This window comes from Archangium sp. (assembly GCF_057119385.1).
This window is the reverse complement of the sequence record NZ_DBNGVP010000098.1, coordinates 36,540-56,005: the sequence shown is the minus strand read 5'-3', so window position 1 is coordinate 56,005 and position 19,466 is coordinate 36,540. Positions and strand designations below refer to the sequence as shown.

General features: G+C 68.9%; 11 protein-coding genes. 1 reads left to right on the top strand and 10 read right to left on the bottom strand.

Features of this window, described 5'->3' with window-relative positions:
- Positions 1-3: 3 nt before the first annotated feature.
- From AC16DP_RS24410 to AC16DP_RS24380, 7 genes are all read right to left on the bottom strand, one after another.
- The gene (locus AC16DP_RS24410) at positions 4-438 is read right to left on the bottom strand and encodes an ExbD/TolR family protein (protein WP_329735191.1); all 435 of its coding nucleotides are present in this window, start codon (positions 436-438) and stop codon (positions 4-6) included.
- A gap of 3 nt (positions 439-441) precedes the next feature.
- The gene (locus tag AC16DP_RS24405) at positions 442-1,158 is read right to left on the bottom strand and encodes a MotA/TolQ/ExbB proton channel family protein (protein WP_329735190.1); all 717 of its coding nucleotides are present in this window, start codon (positions 1,156-1,158) and stop codon (positions 442-444) included.
- A gap of 323 nt (positions 1,159-1,481) precedes the next feature.
- Positions 1,482-4,415, bottom strand: coding sequence for a DUF4215 domain-containing protein (locus AC16DP_RS24400; RefSeq protein ID WP_329735189.1), 2,934 nt, complete (start codon positions 4,413-4,415; stop codon positions 1,482-1,484).
- A gap of 28 nt (positions 4,416-4,443) precedes the next feature.
- Complete coding sequence (locus AC16DP_RS24395; protein ID WP_329735188.1) at positions 4,444-5,715, bottom strand: hypothetical protein; 1,272 nt, start codon at positions 5,713-5,715, stop codon at positions 4,444-4,446.
- Between the two features lie 8 nt (positions 5,716-5,723).
- The gene (locus AC16DP_RS24390; protein ID WP_483956865.1) at positions 5,724-8,513 is read right to left on the bottom strand and encodes a serine/threonine-protein kinase; all 2,790 of its coding nucleotides are present in this window, start codon (positions 8,511-8,513) and stop codon (positions 5,724-5,726) included.
- 515 nt (positions 8,514-9,028) lie between these two features.
- Positions 9,029-10,693, bottom strand: coding sequence for an NHL repeat-containing protein (locus AC16DP_RS24385; protein WP_329735186.1), 1,665 nt, complete (start codon positions 10,691-10,693; stop codon positions 9,029-9,031).
- A 67-nt stretch (positions 10,694-10,760) separates the two neighbouring features.
- Complete coding sequence (locus tag AC16DP_RS24380; RefSeq protein WP_329735185.1) at positions 10,761-11,183, bottom strand: SET domain-containing protein-lysine N-methyltransferase; 423 nt, start codon at positions 11,181-11,183, stop codon at positions 10,761-10,763.
- A gap of 263 nt (positions 11,184-11,446) precedes the next feature.
- Here AC16DP_RS24380 and AC16DP_RS24375 point away from each other — a divergent pair, with 263 nt between their 5' ends.
- The gene (locus AC16DP_RS24375; protein WP_329735184.1) at positions 11,447-13,219 is read left to right on the top strand and encodes a M20/M25/M40 family metallo-hydrolase; all 1,773 of its coding nucleotides are present in this window, start codon (positions 11,447-11,449) and stop codon (positions 13,217-13,219) included.
- Positions 13,220-13,289: 70 nt separating this feature from the next.
- Here AC16DP_RS24375 and AC16DP_RS24370 read toward each other — a convergent pair whose 3' ends face one another.
- The 3 genes from AC16DP_RS24370 to AC16DP_RS24360 all read right to left on the bottom strand — a co-directional run bounded on the left by AC16DP_RS24370 (position 13,290) and on the right by AC16DP_RS24360 (position 19,321).
- Positions 13,290-14,819, bottom strand: coding sequence for an Hsp70 family protein (locus AC16DP_RS24370; RefSeq protein ID WP_329735183.1), 1,530 nt, complete (start codon positions 14,817-14,819; stop codon positions 13,290-13,292).
- Positions 14,820-14,910: 91 nt separating this feature from the next.
- Positions 14,911-16,296, bottom strand: coding sequence for a RagB/SusD family nutrient uptake outer membrane protein (locus AC16DP_RS24365; protein ID WP_329735182.1), 1,386 nt, complete (start codon positions 16,294-16,296; stop codon positions 14,911-14,913).
- A gap of 19 nt (positions 16,297-16,315) precedes the next feature.
- Complete coding sequence (locus AC16DP_RS24360) at positions 16,316-19,321, bottom strand: SusC/RagA family TonB-linked outer membrane protein (RefSeq protein WP_329735181.1); 3,006 nt, start codon at positions 19,319-19,321, stop codon at positions 16,316-16,318.
- Between the last annotated feature and the right edge of the window lie 145 nt (positions 19,322-19,466).

Here is a 19,466-nt window from a genome sequence, read left to right as displayed (position 1 = left end):
CCCTCAGGGCGCCGCGGGTGCTGCCGCGGGCGCCACGTCCTTGTCGATGTTGAGCGCGAACTTCGCGACGCCCTGGCCCTTCACCAGGTCGAGGAGCCAGATCACCCGCGCGTAGGGCAGGCTCTGGTCCGCGCTGATGAAGGCGCGCGTCTCCTTGTCCTTCGCCAGGGCCTCGGCCACCTTGCGCCGCAGCTCGTCCTCGCTCACCTCCGCGCCGTCGAAGAAGAGCTTGCCCTGCTTGTCCAGCACCACGTTGACGAGCCCCTGCACCGACTCCCCGCCATTGGCGGCCCGGGGCAGGTCCACCTCCATCGAATCGCGGACGATGAAGTTGGCCGTCACCATGAAGATGATGAGCAGCACCAGCACCACGTCCACCAGCGGCGTGACGTTGATACCGGTGATCTCCTCGTCGTTGTCCTGAGCGCCGCCGGCCATGACCTAACGAGCCTCCCCGGACGCCAGGGCGCGAGGGGCGCCCGGGCCGCGCTCGGCGCGCAGGCTGCCCACCAGGGCGTGGCCCAGGGCGTTGGTGCGCGAGGTGAGCGTCTTGAGCTGACGGTTGAAGACGTTGAAGGCCACCACCGCGGGGATGGCGACGGCCAGACCCACCGCCGTGGCCACCAGCGCCTCGGAGATGCCCGCCATCACCGTCTGCTGCATGGCCGCGCCCTTGACGTTCATCTGGCCCAGGTCATTGAAGGCCTTGATGATGCCGAGCACCGTGCCGAACAGGCCGATGAAGGGCGCGTTGTTGCCCAGCGTGCCCAGGAAGGACAGGTAGCGCTCGTACTGGGGGCGCTCGCGGGCCACCGTGGAGGCGATGACCTGCTCCACCGTGTCCGCGCCCTGGTCCACCGAGGCCAGCGCCTCGCGCAGCACGGCGGCCTCCATGCCCTTGTGCCTGGCCACCGCGGTGCGCACGGCCTCCAGCTCACCGCGGGCCAGCCTCGCGGCCAGCTCCTCGGAGTTGGGCAGCCGGTGCGTGGCGAAGTACACGGCGCGCTCCAACATCAGCGCGATGGACAGCACGGAGAGGATGACCAGCACCCAGAGCACCCACTCGGCGCTGGTGAGCGTCACGCCGAGCAGCTTTCGGCTGAGCCAACCCAGCTGCTCGGTGTGGCCCATCTGGGCCAGGAGAACGAAGGACGTCATGGAGACCTGTGATGGCTGAGGGATGAAGCGACGCTTCCAATTCTTCCGCATCGCGTCGAAAGTCAAATGAATCAGCCACGTTGGCCCTTGCCTCCCCGCCTGTCACAGGGCCGTTTCCCGCCTGCCCGGCGAGCGGTCCGGGAATCGGCGCTCCGGCCGGTTGTTGGGAGGTCGTCGGGGTCCCTGTCCCAGCGGTGCGGGGTCCCTCCCGCGCCCGTAAGTGTCTGGAATCCGGGCGGAAACGAGACCGCCGGCCCCGGCCTGGCGCGCTCGCGTGACGAGCGCCAGGCCGTGCCGGCGGCTTCACTGTCGGGACAACGACGCTACGGCGTTCCGCAGGTGCCGTCGGGCAGGCACTGCAGGCTGGGGTCGCAGTCCGCGTTGCTCATGCACCGGGTGCCGGAGGGGCAGTCGTAGCCGCCACCACCGGACATGCCGTTGACCTTGAAGTCCAGGGTGCCGTTGACGGCCTCGGTCATGGCCCGGTTGCCGAACGAGCCCTCCTTCTGGTGCGTGACGGTCACGGTGTTGCCGCTGGCCACCGCGGTGATTTCGAAGGCGAAGTCCGTCACCTTCGTGTTGATGGCGGTGGCGATCAGGTTGGCGATCTGCGCCGCCGTATCCGAGTTGTTGTAGGTGATGCCGATGTTGTTCTTGCCCACGCCGCCGCCTCCGAACAGGTCGAACTCGAAGGTCGCCGAGGTGTTGTTGATGCCGTCGGGGATGGTGAACTTGTCACCATCCCGGAGGCTCGAGCCCGGGGCGGTGGTGATGGTGCCCGTGGCCTTGGTGAACTGGGGGCGGTTGCACGTGAGGCTGCAGGTGCCGCAGGCATCGGCGTTGCCGTCATCGCAGACCTCGGCGTTGGTGACACTCCGGTCGCCGCAGTAGGGGCCCGTGAGCGGCAGGGCCTTCGCGCACGCCGCGTCGCACCGCAGGCAGCTCGTGGTGCCGTAGGGGCACTCGGTCTCCGTGGTGGTGTTGCCGTCGTCGCACACCTCGCTCACGTCGTTCTTCACGCCGTCACCGCAGAAGCGGCCCGTCAGCGGGCGCACGGCGGAGCAGGTCGAGTCGCAGGTGTTGCAGCTCGCCTGGCCATAGGGGCACTCGGTCTCGTTGGTGGTGTTGCCGTCGTCACAGGCCTCGCTCACGTCGTTCTTCGCGCCATCGCCGCAGTAGCGGCCCGTGAGGGGGATGAGCCCCGTGCAGTCCGAGTTGCACATGTTGCAGCTCGCCTGGCCATAGGGGCACTCGGTGTTGTCGAGCTTGTCCCCGTCGTCGCACAGCTCGCTGGGGTGGTTCTTGAGGCCGTCACCGCAGAAGGCGCCGGTGAGGTTGAGGACGGCGGTGCAGTTGGCGTTGCAGGTGGAGCAGTTCGCCTGGCCATAGGGGCAGGAGCCCTCGGAGACGTTGTTGCCGTCGTCGCACGCCTCGCTCGGGTCGTTGCGGGCACCGTCACCGCAGTAGCGGCCCGTGAGCGCGATGGGCGCCGAGCAGTCCGCGGTGCACAGGGTGCAGGTCTTCTCGCCGTACCTGCACTCGGAATCGGTGATGGTGTTGCCGTCGTCACAGGCCTCGCTCGCGTCGTTCTTCGCACCGTCACCGCAGTAGCGGCCCGTGAGGGAGAGCGCCGCCGAGCAGGCCGCGTCACAGGCCGAGCAGCTCCGGGTGCCGTAGGTGCACTCGGTCTCGGTGGTGTTGTTGCCGTCGTCGCACGTCTCGCTCGCGTCGTTCTTCGAGCCGTCACCGCAGTAGCGGCCCGTCAGGTTGAGGACGGAGGAGCAGGTGCCGTTGCAGTAGGTGCAGGTGCGGGTGTTGTAGGCGCACTCGAGCTCGGTGCTGGTGTTGCCGTCGTCACAGGCCTCGGTGCGGGCGGGGCCGTTGACGTTGACGCGGCCATCCCCGCAGATGTTGGGCTGGCAGGTGCCGAGGCAGTCGTCGTCATTGGCGGTGTTGCCGTCGTCGCACTTCTCACCGGCGGCCGTGTTGAGCGTCCGGTCGCCACACAGGGGGGGCGTGCAGTCGTTGTCGCAGTAGGGCGAGTTGGGGCCGTCGTCGCACTGCTCGTTGGCCGTGGTATTGAGGTACTTGTCGCCGCAGGCCGCCGGCTTGCAGTTGGCGTTGCACGTCAGGGTGTCGCCGCCGGTGTCGCAGATCTCCCCCAGGGCGCCGTTGACGTGGCGGTCACCGCAGTAGGGGATGGTGCAGTCGTTGTCGCAGGCGGTGGTGTTGGAGGTGGAGCCGTTGTCGCACTGCTCGCCGGCGCTGGAGTTGACGATGCCATCGCCGCACCGGCGCGCCGTGCAGTTGGTGTTGCACTCGGCCGACTCGCCGCGGGTGTCGCACTGCTCTCCGGCGGTGCGGTTGAGGATGCCGTCGCCGCACAGGCGCAGGGTGCAGTTGGCGTTGCAGTTGACGGACTCGCCCGCGTCGTCGCACTGCTCCTCCGGGTCGCGCACGCCGTTGCCGCAGCCCTCGCCGGACAGACAGTCGGAGCTGCAGCCGTCGCCGCTCACGATGTTGCCGTCGTCGCAGAACTCGCCCACGGAGACGTCCTTGATGCCGTTGCCGCACGTCTCGTTGGAGCGGCAGTCGGAGCTGCAGCCGTCGGCGTTGACGTTGTTGCCGTCGTCGCAGACCTCGCCCTTGACGGTGTCCTTGTAGCCGTTGCCGCAGCTCTCCTGGGACTTGCAGTCGGAGCTGCAGCCGTCACCGCTCTCGTTGTTGCCGTCGTCGCACTTCTCGTTCTTGGCGGTGTCCGTGTAGCCGTTGCCGCACTGCTCCAGGGACAGACAGTCCGCGCTGCAGCCGTCACCCGAGCGGGTGTTGTAGTCGTCGCAGACCTCGCCCACGGCCCGGTCCACGATGCCGTTGCCGCACAGCTCGCTGGACTTGCAGTTGGCGCTGCAGCCGTCCTTGTCCCGGGTGTTGCCGTCGTCGCAGACCTCCTCCCTGGCCACGTCGACGACCAGGTTGCCGCAGATTTCAATGGACGTACACGTGCGGTTGCAGCCATCGCCGTCGACGATGTTGCCGTCGTCACAGGCCTCGCCCTGCTGGACGATGCCGTCGCCACAGTCCGTCTTGATGCACACGTCCTGCCGGGCGGCGCACTTCTGGCCGGTGGGGCAGAACAGGCCGGAGGGGCACTGGACGCTGGTGGGCTCGAAGCAGGAGGAGAGGAAGGGGAGGGCCAGGAGCGCCAGGGTGAGCGCGGCGATGCGGCCATTCATCTGGAGAGGCTGCTCTCGTCTCATAAGGGGGGGCTCTCGGAGGGGGGGACTGTCAGAACCGGAAGGTGGTGAGGATGCCGCCCGTGCCACCGCCGACGAGGGGCGCGACACTCATACCCGTCTCCAGCTTCTTCTGGTTGGGGTCGATGCGGAACGGCTGGGGCTGGTTGATGAAGACGAGCACGACGCCGGTGACGAGCGCGGCGCCGCCGACGGCGTACCCGCCGATGGCGAGCGCCTGGTAGGTGTTGCCCCGGGTGAGGGTGGCGTCGAGGGCGGGCGTCAGGAAGCAGCCACCGCACGCGGTGACGCCGGCATCCAGGGCGCGCAGGTTGTCGCGGGCCTGGAGGTGGAGCCAGCCACTGCCCGCGCCCAGGGCCACGCCCGCGCCCACCACCGTCCAGGGCATCCACGCGGCCCACTTGCGCCGGTACTCGATGAGGTCCTCGGAGGTGAACATCTTCAGCTGGAGGGCCGCCGTCTCACCGGGCAGCAGGGTGCGGCTCTGGTCGGTGGGGAGGAAGCCCTCCTTGGTGGCGACGATGCTGTGCGCGCCGGGGCGCACCAGCCCCGAGTACTTCCCGGGGGCCACGAAGAGCGTCTGGCCATCCATCGTCACGGTGGCGCCGGGCGTGTCGCAGGAGATGTCCACCCGGGCGAGCTGCCGCTCCATGAGCGTCTTGTAGTTGCGGGCGTACTCGTACTTCTCGTTCTCCAGGGGCGCGGGGCCGTAGCGCAGCGCGGCCACCAGCTGCTCGTGCACTTCCACGGGCTGGTCCAGGTTCATCAGCGCCAGCGCCAGGTTGTAGTGGATGGCCGGGTGGGGCCACGCCTCGAGCGCCTGGCGGTACTTCTCCACGGCCTGGACGAAGACGGACTCCTTGAGCAGCGCATTGGCCGACTGGAAGAGCACCATCGCCGCCTTCTGCTGCTCCGGCGACACGCCCTTGGCCCAGGGCCGATCTCCCAGCACCTCGGGGGCGGAGCTCGCCTGCTGCGTGTCGGGGGCCGGAGGCGTCAGGCCGGGCGGCGGGCTCGCCGTGTCCAGGGGCGCGTCGGACGTGGTGGGCAGCCCGGAGACGGACGTGTCGTCGGCGGGCTGCTCCTCGGCAACGGGCCGCTGCTTGCCGCGTTTCAGCTTGGAGCCGGACAGCTTGGAGCCGGGCTTCTTCGCGCCGGGCTTCTTCGTGCCGGCCGGCTTCGCTCCGGCCTTGCGCGCCACGGGGGCCTTCGGCTTGCCGCGGGGCGTCTGGGCCTCGGCGGGCAGGGTCCACAGCGCGAGGAGCGCCGCGGACAGGGTGAGCGCGAACCTGGACCTGTTCATCACCATTCTCACTTCAGGACCTCGATGACCGGACTGCCGAGCTGGGACTGCAGGCGCTGGGCGCGCTCCTGCTCGCGGCGCAGCAGGTTGGCGAGGCTCTGCGCCGCCTTGATGGCCTCTTCCTTGGCCTGGCGCGCCTCCCGCGCACTGGACTCGGCGCGCCGCTTGGCGCCCTTGGCGCGCAGCTGGGCCTCCTGCGCCCGCTTGAGCGCCAGCAGCAGCTCGTCGTTCTTGCTGAGCAGCTCCTGGTTGGCGAGCGCCACCTGCGCGTTGGCCGCCTCCGCCGCCTGCTGCGCCTTCTGGCGCTCCAGCTCCTTGGCCTGCACCTCGGCCAGACGCTGCTTGGCCTCCACCTCGGCACTGCGCGCCGTCTGCTCGGCGGTGCGCGCCACGGCCTCGGCCTTGAGGGCCACCTCCGCCTGCCGCTGGGCCTCGCGCTGCGCGTTGCTGATGACCACCAGCGCCACCGCCGCCGCGATGACCAGCAGGCCCAGGAAGGTGGTGCCGCCGAAGAGCAGCGCCTTCCTCAAGCGCCGGCCCTTCTTCGCCTGCGCGAAGACGGACGTCAGGTAGTCCTGCTGCAACTGCGGCAGCTCCCCGCGGAAGCGCCGCTGGAAGCGCAGCGCCTCCTCCACCATCTCGCCGCGCCACAGCAGGTTGTTGTCGAAGTTCTTCGCCTGCCACTGCCGGGCCGCGTTGCGCAGCTGCTCGAGGAAGCCCGCGTCCTCCTGGCCCTCGTCCAGCCAGCGCTTGAGCGTGGGCCAGCTGTGCAGCAGCGACTCGTGGACGAGCTCCACCGTCGCGCCCGTGGCCCCGCCTCCCGTCTGCACCACCAGCAGACGCGCCTGCACCAGGTGGTCGATGAGCCGCGACATCTCCCCCGAGTCCTTCGTCAGCTCGCGCAGCTCGTCCACCGACACGATGGCGCGCGTGCGCTCGGGGGTGACGAGCCGCAGGAAGACGGCGCGCACCAGCGTGCGCTCCGCGTTGGACATGCTCGCGAGCACGCTGTCGGCGTGGGTGGCGAGCGCGCCCGCGATGCCGCCGATGGACTGGTAGGCGCTCTCGGTGAGCAGCTTGTTCTTGGTGTCGCGCGACTCCCACAGCTGGGTGGCCGCGAACTGGAGCAGCGGCAGCGCGCCCTGGCTCGCGTCCAGGTGCTCCAGCATGTTGTCCACCATCGCCGGGCTCTCGAACTGGTAGCCGGCCATCTCCGCCGGCTGCACCAGGGCGTCCCGCAGGCCGTCGCGGTTGGGCGCGGTGAGGAAGTAGAGCCCCTGGCTCAGCTCGCCCATGAACTGCTCGTCCTCGGGCACCCGGTCCAGGAAGTCCGAGCGGATGGAGAGGATGACGCGGATGGGCGAGGTGGCGTCGTCCGCGATGCCCGACAGGCACGCGGTGAAGGCCAGCCGCTCGCGCGCGTCCGGCACCAGCGTGTAGAGCTCCTCGAACTGGTCGATGAAGAGCAGAATCTTCCGGCGCTCGCGGCGGGCGCGGCTGCGCAGCAGGCTGCCCACGTAACCGGGCTCCGCCTGCAGGCGCTCGACGAGCCGCTGCTGCTCGGCGATGTCCTCCTCCACGGTGGTGGAGGAGCTCACCAGCGGCGCCACGATGTTGGCCAGGGCCGCCAGCGGGTTGCGGCCGGGGCGGATGACGAGCGACTCCCAGGCCGTGCCGGAGCGCTTGAGCACGGGCACCAGGCCCGCGCGCACGAAGGAGGACTTGCCCGTACCCGAGGGGCCGACTACAGCCAGCAGCGGCCGGTCACTGATGCGGTTGACCAGCGCGGCGATCTCCCGCGTGCGGCCGAAGAAGCGGTCCGCGTCGGCTTCCTGGAAGGAGCTGAGGCCCGCGTAGGGGCTCTCGTCGATGCGCAGCTCGCGGCTGTAGCGCCCGGGGAGGAAGGGCTCCAGCGCCTTGAGCAGCGTGTGGGCGTCCGGGAAGCGCTGATCCTTCACCTTGAGCAGGCACCGGTCGATGACGGCCGCCAGGTCCGGCGGCACGTCCGGCACCACGCTCTGCAGGCGCGGCATCGGCTCGTCGAGGATGCCGGTGACCATGAGCTGCGGGCCGCGCAGCGGGTCCAACGGGTGCTTCCCGGCGATCATCCGGAACAGCATGATGCCCACGGCCCAGATGTCCGCCCGGTGGTCGATGGGCACGCCGATGCCCCACTGCTCCGGGGCCATGTACGCCATGGTGCCCATGATGGCGCCGCGGCGGGTGAGGTTGGAGACGTCCTCGCCCAGCTCCGCGGCCGAGGGCAGGTGGGGCTTGCCGTGGCCCTGGGCGATGAGGCCCTCATTGGGCTCGTCTCCCTGGAGCACCTTGGCGATACCGAAGTCGAGCACCTTGATGGCGCCCGCGTTCGTCACGACGATGTTCTCCGGCTTCAGGTCCCGGTGGACGATGCCCTGCTCGTGGGCGCACGCCAGGGCGCGCACCACCGGCACCATCAGCTCCACCGCGCGCGAGGGGGGCAGGCGCTGCTTGCCCATCACCTTCATCAGCGGCTGGCCCTCGAGGAACTCGAGCACCATGAACGGGCCGGCCTGCGACTCGCCGACCTCGTAGATGATGACGATGTTCTCGTGGCTGCAGCGCGCCGTGGTGCGCGCCTCGAGGATGAAGCGCCTGGTGACGTCCGCGTCCTGCGTGTGCAGGAACTTGATGGCCACGCGCCGGCCCAGCCGCGTGTCACGCGCCAGGAAGACGGTGCCCATGCCGCCGCTGCCCAGCTCGCGGATCAGCTCGTAGTGCTGGATGCGGGTGCCGGGCTTGAGCCCATGGCCCTCCATCTCCCCGGGGCCCGTGAAGCCGGAGCCCGACGGGCTGGAGCCGGAGAAGCCCGAGCCCGACAGGCCCGAGTTCGACTGGCCCGAGCTGGAGTGCCCGGAGCTGGAGTGGCCCGAGCTGGAGGGTCCATCCCAGGTGTGGGGCTGTGCCTGCGGCACGGGAGCGAAGAGCGACTCCACGTCAGCGGCCAGTGTCCGCTCGTCCAGATCCTCATCCACCACCACGGAGGGCGAGGAGGACCAACTCACGGCAGCTGCTTCGTTCTTTTTCATCCGGCGACGTCCCCTACGAAGCATTCACGCTCGGGGAGCGCTTCGAAGGAGACTTCGCCAGTAGCTCCGGCTCAGGGAGCTTCCAACGTCATCCCCTTTTCTCCCCGTGATTGTACGTAATCATACATGGAGGATGGAATTCGGATAGTCCGTGACCCCCAGGAACCAACGGTTCCTCGGAAAGTGGGGATTGCCCGGCAGGGGAGCGGCCGGGCAGACGGGCGAGGTAGGACTCCCGGGCGGACTCAGCGGCTGGTGAAGACGAGGACGCGGTTGTTGCCGGCGTCCGGCACCACCACCTGGGGCCACGCCAGGAGGATACCGGCCGGCTGGCTGAAGCCGTTGGCGGTGGGGGGCGAGGGCGCGTCGGCGGAGGTGAGGTTGGGCTGGCCGAGGACGACGTCCGCCGCGACCCCGCTGGTGGTGGGGAACTGGTTCCACACCAGCACCCGGTGGTTCTGGCTGTCGGCGACGAAGAGCTGCAGGCCGGTGGAGGCGATGTAGGAGGGGATTCTCAGGCCCGTGGCGGTGGTGGCCGTGTCGCGCGAGGTGAAGCCGGGCTGTCCCAGCACCAGGTCCGCGGCCTGTCCGTTCCCGGTGGGGAAGCTGTTCCAGAGGAGCACGCGGTTGTTGGCGGTATCCACCACGGCGAGGCGGATGCCATCCGTCCACACCCCGGTGGGGCTGAAGAGCGTGGACGCGGAGGACGTGGCGTCCATGGTGCCGTCGCCCGTGCTGTCATTGGGGGTACAGGTGGTGAACGAGCGCTGGCCGAGGACGAGATCCGCCGGGGCTCCGTTCGTGGTGGGCGTGCTGTTCCAGATGAGGACGCGGTTGTTGGCGCTGTCCGCCACGAGCACCTTGCCGTGGCCGATGAAGGCGCCCTCCGGAAGGAAGAGCGACCGGGCGTCACACGCGTTGCCGGTGGCGGCGAAGTCCTGCTGGCCGAGCACTCCCGTGGGCATGGCCCCGGTGCTGGCGGGAAGCGACGGGTAGAGGAGGACGCGGTGGTTGCGGGAGTCCACCACCGCGAGCCGCGTCCCATCCGTGGAGAGGCCCGTGGGTCTGCGCAGGCCGCCCTGCCCGGGGTTCTCCCCGGTGTGGGTGAAGTCCGGCTGTCCGAGGACGAAGGCCGCCGAGGCATCGTTGGCCGCGGGCACGCCGGTGAAGCCGAGGACCCGGCTGGAGTTCTGGTCGGAGACGTAGAGCCGCCCGTTGGCGAGCACCGGGTTGCCCCAGGGTCCATCCAGGGTGTTGGCCCCGGCGATGTCCGCCTGGTGGGGGAAGCCGCTGGTGAAGTCCTTCTGGCCGATGACGACGCTGGCGGCCTGGTGGGTGTCCAGGGTGTACCAGTCGACGCAGCGGACCGAGAGGTTCGTCACGTCGCCGGCCACCGTGCCGGTTGCGTTCGAGACGGTGCAGCGCTGGCCCGCGGGCTGCGTGGCCACGCCCACCGTGTACGCGCCGCCGCGCGGCAGCTTCGTCGTGAAGGTGAAGGCCCCAGTCGCGGTCACCTGGAGCGTCTCGCCTCCGAGGCTCAGCCCGAGCGTCCCGCGCAGGCCCTCCACGGTGCCCCCGAGCGTGTACGTCCTCGTCCCGCAGCGCACCTGGATGGAGCTCACGTCCGCGCCGGCCACCCTGCCCGTGCCGCCCTCCACGGCGCACTCCTGCTCCACGGGCGCGCTGGCCACCGTCACCACGTAGTCGCTCCCCTCCTTCAGCGGCGTCCCGAACGAGAACGGCCCGTTCTCGCTCCGGGTGACGCTCTGCTGTCCGTTGAGCTGGAGGAGGAGCTCGCCACCGGAGAGGCCGGAGACCGTTCCGCCCACGCGGTACGCCGCGGGGGGCTTCTCTTCGCATGCGGCCACCAGCGTGGCCAGACCCAGGAGTCCAAGACGACCAATGCGCATGCCGGGGTTTATGTCACGGGCCCCGACGGAGCGACAAGCCGCGCTCCCCGAGGCGCGGGGCCTCGGCTCAGGGCATGTCCTGGCCGCGCGTCTTCCACCAGTTCTCCCCGTAGCTGATGCACAGCTGCTCGCCGGGCTCGATGTCGCGCAGGGCGTAGAAGGTGAAGACGTCCTTGGGCGAGTGGCCCTTCTGGAAGCCCCGGTAGTACGACACGTTGGGGTCCTGCGAGTGGTTGAAGATCATCCCCGAGCCCATGACGATCGCCACCCACTCGCCGCCGCGGTCCTCCTCGTGCGGGCCCCACTCGATGTTGAAGACGTAGTCGGACAGGGTCGAGTTGCGCACGGAGCGGAAGGGCACCTTGAGGTAGTGGCACTCCTCCAGGATGGTCCCCTCGGGAATGGCCACGTCCGTGAAGACGCCATAGCCCCACTCGCATGGTCTGACCTTCAGTCCCGGGTGGACGAAGAGTGCCTCTCCTGGCTGCATCCTTGGAAACCCTCACGAATGAAAACCGCCAACGGCCCGCTGTTCACTCCCGCCGCGGGGCCGGATTCGTTGAGCCCGAAAGCATTGCCGCAGGGCGGCATCTCTTCCCAGGCCCGTTTTCGACCCGACACTCCAAGTTATTTCCAGATACGCCCGGGGTACAATAAGTTCGCGTGTTGGCGGATAAGTCTGCCTTTCTCGCGAACCGGGAAGGTACGGTTCTCGGAATCCCCCAGAGGAAGCACCAGCGCCAGGAGAAGCGTATGGCAATCAGGAAGTTTGGAACGGTCGTCGCGTTGCTCGCGTGTGCCGCCCCCGCCTTCGCGGAGGCCGCCCCGAAGGAGAAGGAGGTGTGGATCACCATCGGGACGGACGCGCTGGAGCCCGCGCGCGCCTCGTTCCAGCAGAAGGGCCTGGCCCTGCCCGCGCCGGCGCTGGAGAAGGGCGGAGTGGCGGTGCTGCGCGTGCGCGAGTCGCAGTTGGAGACGCTGGCCGCGGCCATGCACGACAAGCTCAACCGGTGCGCGGGCTTCATCGCCCATGACACCGAGGAGCAGGCGCTGGCGGCCGTGGAGGGCTCCACCGCGCCGCAGTCCCTGGCGTCGCTGGTGAGCTACAACCTCAACAACGCCCCGTCCGTCAACGCGATGCTGAGCGGGGTGCAGGAGCTCAACATCCGCAACACCATCAACTCGCTGTCCACCAACTGGACCACGCGCCGCTACAACGTGCAGTCGGGCGCGGACGCGGCCACGTGGCTCAAGAGCCAGTGGACCACCATCGCCGGCTCGCGCACGGACATCTCGGTGGCGTTCTTCGCGCACACCTGGCTGCAGCAGTCCGTCATCGCCACCATCACCGGCACCACGCACCCCAACGAGGTGGTGGTGATTGGCGGGCACCTGGACTCCATCAACCAGAGTGGCTCCACCGCCGCGGCGCCGGGCGCGGATGACGACGCCTCGGGCGTGGCCTCGCTCACCGAGGCCTTCCGGGTGGCCGTGGCCAATGGCTACAAGCCGGCGCGCACGGTGAAGTTCATGGCCTACGCCGCCGAGGAGGTGGGCCTGTACGGCTCCAACGCCATCGCCACCTCGTTCAAGAACGCCGGGACGAACGTGGTGGGCGTGCTCCAGCTGGACATGACCAACTACAAGGGCTCCAGCTACGACTTCGGCATGGTGACGGACAACACCAACGCCACGCTCAACAGCTTCACCACCAGCCTCATCTCCACGTACCAGCCGGGGCTGACCTGGACCAACATCACGTGCGGCTACGGCTGCTCGGACCACGCCTCGTGGAACAGCGCGGGCTACCCGGCCACGATGCCCTTCGAGGCGACGATGAGCACGGACAACCCGCAGATCCACACCTCGGGCGACACGCTGACGTACATGGGGGGCACGGCGGCCAACTCGGTGAAGTTCGCCAAGCTGGCGGTGTCCTTCATGGGCGAGCTGGCCAAGGGCGCGACGACGGGCAACACGCCTCCGCCGGTGGACAGCGGCACGCCCGGTGGCACCATCAACACGGCCACGTTCGACGCGACGCTCAAGGCGCCCCGGTGCACGGCGTCGGGCGCGGGCTGCGACTCGGGCACGCTGCTCAACGGCCGCGGCGGCCTGGGCCCCGAGGTGAACAAGCCCAACACCCTTGGCGGTACCTGCGCGGACGGCGCCTCGGGCACCTACCACTCGGACGAGTCCAATGACCGCCTGAAGGTGGCCACCAACGACGGGACGAACCTTGCGGCCGGCAAGCAGGTGACGGTGACGGCCACGGTGTGGGCCTACTCCAGCACGGCGGACACGCTGGACCTGTACTACACGGCCAACGCGAGCAGCCCGACGTGGACGCTCATCGGCTCGTACAAGCCGAGCGGCTCCGGGGCGCGGACCATCACCGCCACGTACACGCTGCCCGCCGGCGCCAACCAGGCCATCCGCGCGAACTTCCGCTACCAGGGCACCGCGGGCACGTGCACCACGGGCTCGTACGACGACCGCGACGACCTGATCTTCGCGGTGCAGTGACGGCGTGTCACCCCCCCTCTCCCCCTGGGAGAGGGACAGGGTGAGGGATTTCCCGCCCCGGAGCCGTGGCTCAAGAAGCCGCGGCCCGGGGCGTTCTCATTTGAGGGCTCGCGTCGACGATGGGCGCGGGGACGGGTTTGCCATCGGCGGCGGTGAGGTAGGAGCGGAGGACGAAGTCCTGGCCCATGTGCAGCTCGAGCCGGGGAGCGCCGCCGCGGCGCCACTCGGGGCCCACCTGGAGGGTGCCGAGCACCTCGCGGTCCACGCTGGTGGTGTCCAGGGACTCGAAGACGAGCACGGGCAGCGGGGTAGGCCCGGGGGGCAGGGCCTCCAGGGAGACGGACTTGCGGCAGGGGACGGGGGTGTTGGCGGGGATGACCTCGTGGGTGGCGCCGCCGGGGAGCATGACGCTGATGGGCATGGGCACCACGTCCATGAGGCCGGTGCCGCCGGGCCGGGACAGGTTGCGGCCGAGGATGGCGGCGCCCACCGCCACGCCCAGCTCCGGGTGCACGTCCTTCTCCGAGGAGAAGCGGCGGAAGTGCGACAGGCGCTCGCGGATGGCGGGCATGCGCGTCTGGCCGCCCACCAGCACCAGCTCGTCCACCTGGGTGGGCTTCAGGCCCGCGCGCTCCAGCACCTCGTCACACGCGGACACGGTGCGCTCGATGAGCCGGGACGTCATCTCCTCCAGCCGCTTGCGCGTGAGGCGGAAGTGGAAGTCCAGGAAGCCGCCGTCCGGCCCCTGCGTGATGCAGGGCACGCGCAACTCCGCCACCTCCGCCCGCGAGAGCTGAATCTTCACGGACTCGGCGGCGAAGACGAGCCGCTGCATGACGATCTTGTTGCCGCGCAGGTCCACGCCGTGCTGCCGGTGGAACTCCTCGGCCAGGTGCTCGACGATGCACTCGTCGAAGTTGGCGCCGCCGAGGAAGGCGTCTCCGCCGGTGGCCAGCACCTTCACCACCCGGTTCCGCACGGACATGAGCGTGGCGTCGAAGGTGCCGCCGCCCAGGTCGAACACCATCACCGTCTGTTCCGGGCTGCGCAGGTTGGCGTAGTAGAGCGCCGCGGCGGTGGGCTCGTTGATGATGGCGCGCACCTTCAGGCCCGCGCGCTCGGCCGCGAAGCGCACCGCCTCGCGCTGGCGGATGCTCGCGTGGGCGGGCACGGTGAGCACGCACTCGGAGAAGGGCTCTCCCGCGGCGTGGTTGGCCAGCGTGAGGATGTGCCGGAGGATGAAGTGCGCCACCTCGTTGAGCGGCGTCACCCGGTTGTACACCTTCACGGCGCAGTAGCCGTCCGTGCCTTCGATGAGGTTGAAGGCGAAGCGCTCGCGGTGCTTCTGCACGTACTCGGACTGGTAGCGCCGCCCGAGGAAGCGCTTGCTGCCGAAGAGGGTGTGGCGCGGGTCGTCGATGATCTGCCGGCGCGCGGCCGGGCCGACGATGGCCTTGTCCGCGGCGTGGTACCAGGCGACCGAGGGCAGGATGAAGTTCTTGTCCGACACCGGTACCAGCTTCAGCTTCCCCTGGCGGTCGAAGAACGCCGCCGCCGTGTTGGTCGTGCCGAAGTCGATGCCGAGGATGGGGCTGCTCATGGGGGCACTCATAGGGGGGGTGCCCACTCTAAAACGAAGCGGGCGGACATCCCATGGATGCCCGCCCGCTCATTCCCTCGGTGAATGAGGACTAGTTGCGGCCGACCAGCTCCGTGGTGGGGAGGGGGAAGCTCGAGTGGACGTTGAAGGACATGCCCACGGGGTCCTCGCGCTTGAGCTCCTCCAGCTTCCCGTAGCGGCGCATGTCGATCCACCGGTGCCCGCCCTCGAAGAGGAGCGAGAAGCGGCGCTGATAGAGCAGCTCGTTGATGGCCTGCTCGCCCTCCAGCGTCTCGGGGAGCGGCTCCAGGCCACCGGAGGCGGTCCGGATGACGTCGAGGTCGGTCTTGGCCTCCGGGTACCGAGCCAGCCGGATGTTGGCCTCGGCGCGCAGGAGGAGGAGCTCCTCGTTGCGGATGATGGGGATGGGGGCGTTGTCCGACTCGTACGCCGCGAAGCCCTTCGAGAACTTCTCGATGACTCCGGGCAGCTCGCCGGGGTTCTCCGCGTCCTTCACCTTGCGCGCCACGCGCTCATCCAGCGTGTCGTCCGCCTTGCGCTGCGCATCCAGCAGGAGGATGGGGTTGGCGAAGATGTTGGGGCCGTTGAGCGTGTTCTTCACGTCACCGGAGCCGGTGCTGTAGGCGTGGTAGACGCCCAGGTCGAGCTTGCCAGGGGCGGTGGTGATGAACGACTCGCCCAGGTCCACCAGCGCCTCTTCCCAGCGCTCGCGGTACACGTCCACCCGGGCCTTGATGGCGCGGTTGACCTTGATGAAGTTGGGCACGGTGATGTCGATCACCTTGCCGTCCGTGCGCGGGTCGAAGTCCTTGAACCCGCTGCTCAGCGGGAAGGGGAACGCGGTGCCACCGCCCTCCAGGTCCGCCTTGGCCTCGTCGAGCAGCTTCGCGATGTGCTCGAACACCTGCTCCTTGGTCGCGATGGGCGCCGGATCGCTGCCGAACGGGCGGTTCACGTCGATGGGCGCGCCGTTGGTGTCGCGGGTGTTGATGATGACCAGGAAGTCCAGCGCCTGGATCGTCTTGGCGAAGCCGCGGATGGCCTTCTTCTCGGCCTCCGTGACGCCGTCCACCTTCTCCAGGGCGTTGAGGAGGGTGTTGGCGTTGCGGATGTTGGCGTAGGGGTTGTTCCAGAAGTTGCCGCCGAAGGCCGGGCTGCCGCCGTTGAGCGAGGCGGCCTGCAGCATCTCGTTGACGTAGCGGGGGTCCGCCGAGTCCAGCACGATGCCCTCGCGGCCGAGCACGCCCATGAGGGCCACGTAGCCGTTCTGGTTCGTCATGCCGGCGCGCGTGCCGATGAGCAGACCGGTGGACGCGTTGATGACGGCGGTGCGCGTCGGGGTCTCCTGGAACGACTCGAGGCTCGGGTTGTTGAGGTCCGGGACCGTCAGGTCTCCGCACCCGCCAAGCCCCACCGTGGCGCACAGCGCCAGGACCACCTTCTTCATGTTCTTCATGTCGCGAATCCTCATGGTCCTAGAACCCCACATCGAGCGACGTCCAGAAGCTGCGGCTGGGCGGGAAGGGGGCCACGTCGACGTTACGGGCGATGGGGTGGTTGCCGAAGTTGCTCACCTCGGGATCCAGCCCGGAGTAGTTGGTGAAGACGAGCAGGTTGCGGCCGCTGATGTTGAAGCGGGCGGACTTCACCACGGGCGCCTTGGCCAGCAGGGACTGGGGCAGGTTGTAGCTGAACGTCACCTCGCGCAGCTTGAGGAACGAGGCGTCCTCCACGTACACGGCGGCGTTGGTCAGCCAGTCCTTCTGGCGCTGGGCGCCGCGCGCCACGTAGTCCACCGAGTTCTTGTTGGCGTCGTACAGGAAGCGGGTGAGGTTGATGACGTCGCTGCCCTGCTGCCAGTCGAGCAGGAAGGACAGGCTGAAGTCGCGGTACTTCACCGTGTTGGTGAAGCCCATGCGGAAGGCCGGCTCCGTGTCGCCAATCTTCTTGAGCACCGACTTGCCGTTCTCCACCACGTCGCCGACGATCTGCGTGGCGCTGGCGCCCTCCTGGAGGCGGAACTCGCCCAGGCTGGTGCCGAAGACGGGGATGGGCACGTCCCCCTCGGGCAGCGAGGTGACCTGGCTGCGGTTGAGGGTGAAGGTGGTGTTGGACGTCCACTCCCAGTCCGTGGTGCGCACCGGGGTGACCTGGAGCATGGCCTCCACACCGCGGTTGAACATCTCGCCGCCGTTGGCGTACTCGGTGGTGAAGCCCGTGGAGCCGGGGATGGTGCGCGGCAGCAGCAAGTCGTAGATGTTGCGCTGGTAGAGGGTCAGCTCCACCACGGCGTTGCCGTTGAAGAGCATCGTGTCCAGGCCGAGCTCGAACTCGCGCTGGCGCTCGGGGCGGATGTCCGGCGAGCCGGCCACGCCGGTGCCGAGGATGGCCGGCAGGCCCTCGATGTTGTTGATGGAGGACAGCGAGCGGTAATTCTGGCCGTAGGTGGGGCGGTTGCCCGTCTCACCGTACGCCAGGCGCACCTTGAACTCGTTGATGGCCGGGTGGAAGGGCTCGAAGCGGTAGGCGGTGGCCAGCTTGGGGAAGAAGAAGAGCTGGTTGGGGTCGCCGTTGGCACTGCTCTGCTCGCCGCGCACGGCGCCCACCAGGGTGAGGTGCTCGTTGAGCAGCAGCATCTCCTCCTGGAGGTAGAAGCCGCGGTCGCGCACGAGCTGCCGGTTCTGGCGCACGCTCAGCTGCGTGCCGGAGCTCACGTTCTGCTGGTCGGCGATCTGCCCGCTGCTGCGCACGTAGAGCGAGTCCACGCCGCTCTGCTCGTACTGGAAGCCGGCCGAGGTGGTGGCGTTCACGGCGCCGCCGGCGGGCTTGTAGTTGTGCACCAGGTTGACGCCGGTGTTGATGTTGAGGACCTCGCTGCTGCCGAGCAGCGAGGTGCCGGGCAGGCCGTCCAGCGGGAGCTCGAAGGCGAGCGTGCTGGGCGAGAAGATCTTGTTCTGCTGCTGGAAGCGGTCCACGCCGAGGTTGGCGAGCACCTTGAAGCTCTGCGTCTCGCTCTTGTAGGCGTTCCACACCGCGTCGGCCGAGCCGAGCAGGCGCCACACGTCCTCATCGTTCGTCATGAGGGCGGCCGTCTGCAGCGGGTTGGCCTTGCTGGAGACGAAGGGGTTGGCCGGGAAGACGCCGGCGCTGTTGGCGTTCAGGTCCACGAAGCTGGGCGTGGACGCCAGCGCCATGTAGTAGGTGATGTTGGTGTTGTCGTTGTTGGTGAGGCCGCGGTTGCCCAGGGTGTGGACGAGGTTGGCGCTGGCGTTCACCTCGAGGTCGCTGCCCAGCTTCTGCCCGAGGTTGAGGCGGAAGGACTGCTTCTGGTAGCCGGTGTTCTGGATGATGCCCTTGTCATCCCTCACCTGCGCGGAGGCGAAGTAGCGGGTGTCTCCCGAGGTGCCGCTCACGCTGGCGAGCGTCTCGTAGGAGATGTCCCGGCGGCCGGCGAGCAGGGCCTCCTGGTTGAAGGTCTTCCCCGTCCAGTACTGGGCCGCCACGGACTCGCCGTAGCGCGCCACCACGTCCTCGCGCGAGGTGAAGGGGCGCGAGCCGAGCGTGTTGGAGAGCGCGTACATGCCCACGCGCTGGGTGACGTCCACCCGGGGCGCGCCGGCCTTGCCCTTCTTGGTGGTGATGATGACCACGCCGTTGCTGGCCTTGGAGCCGTAGATGGCCGCGGCGGACGCGCCCTTGAGGACCTCGATGCTCTCGATGTCGTTGGGGTTGAGGTCCGCGATGCGGTTGACCTGGTTGTCCTGGGTGGCCGAGGGGTTGGAGCCCCGCACCGACTCGGTCAGCTGGTAGACGCCCGAGGCGATGGCCACGTCGCTGATGAGGACGCCGTCCACCACGTAGAGCACCGCGCTGGAGCCGTTGACGGTGGACACGCCGCGCAGCCTCAGCTGCATGCCGCCGCCCGGAGCGCCCGAGTTGCTCTGGATGTTGGCGCCGGCCACCTTGCCCTGGAGGGCCTGATCCACCGTGGAGGCGGGAGCGCGGTTGAGGTCCTCGTTGTTCACCGAGGCCACCGAGTTGGCCAGGTGCTTGCGGGCCAGCTCGCTGGCGCGGCCCACCACCACCATCTCCTCGACGAAGGTGGCGTCCAGCGACACCGTCACGGTGTCACGGTTGGCGCCGACGACGACCTCGCGATCCTTGTGGTCCTGGCTGGAGAAGAGCAGCGTGACCGGCCCCTTGGGGATGTCCAGGCTGAAGGAGCCGTCCAGCTCCGTCTCCACGCCCTTGGTGGTGCCCTTGATGATGACGCGCGTGAGCGGCAGGCCATCGTTCGTCAGCGCGTCCAGCACCTTGCCGGAGATCTTGCGCATGTTGGCCGGAGTGGCGGCCGGAGCCACGGTGGCGGCCGGCTGCGGAGCCTCGGGCTGCGGGGCGGCAGCGCCCTGCTCCTGAGCCTTGGCTTCCACGGAAAGGAGTGCGAGTGCGCACCCCGAAATCAACGCTTGTTTCAGCGTCATTCGCTCTTCACCTCAACGTTGCTGCGGATGGAGCGGCCCCCCTGTATGGGCTGCCGTTGGCCGCGAATCGTGTGTGGGAAGAGGGCCTACCGTCAACGTCGCTAATCCAACGGAAAACCGTGTATGCTAGGGCAGACTTTCCGGT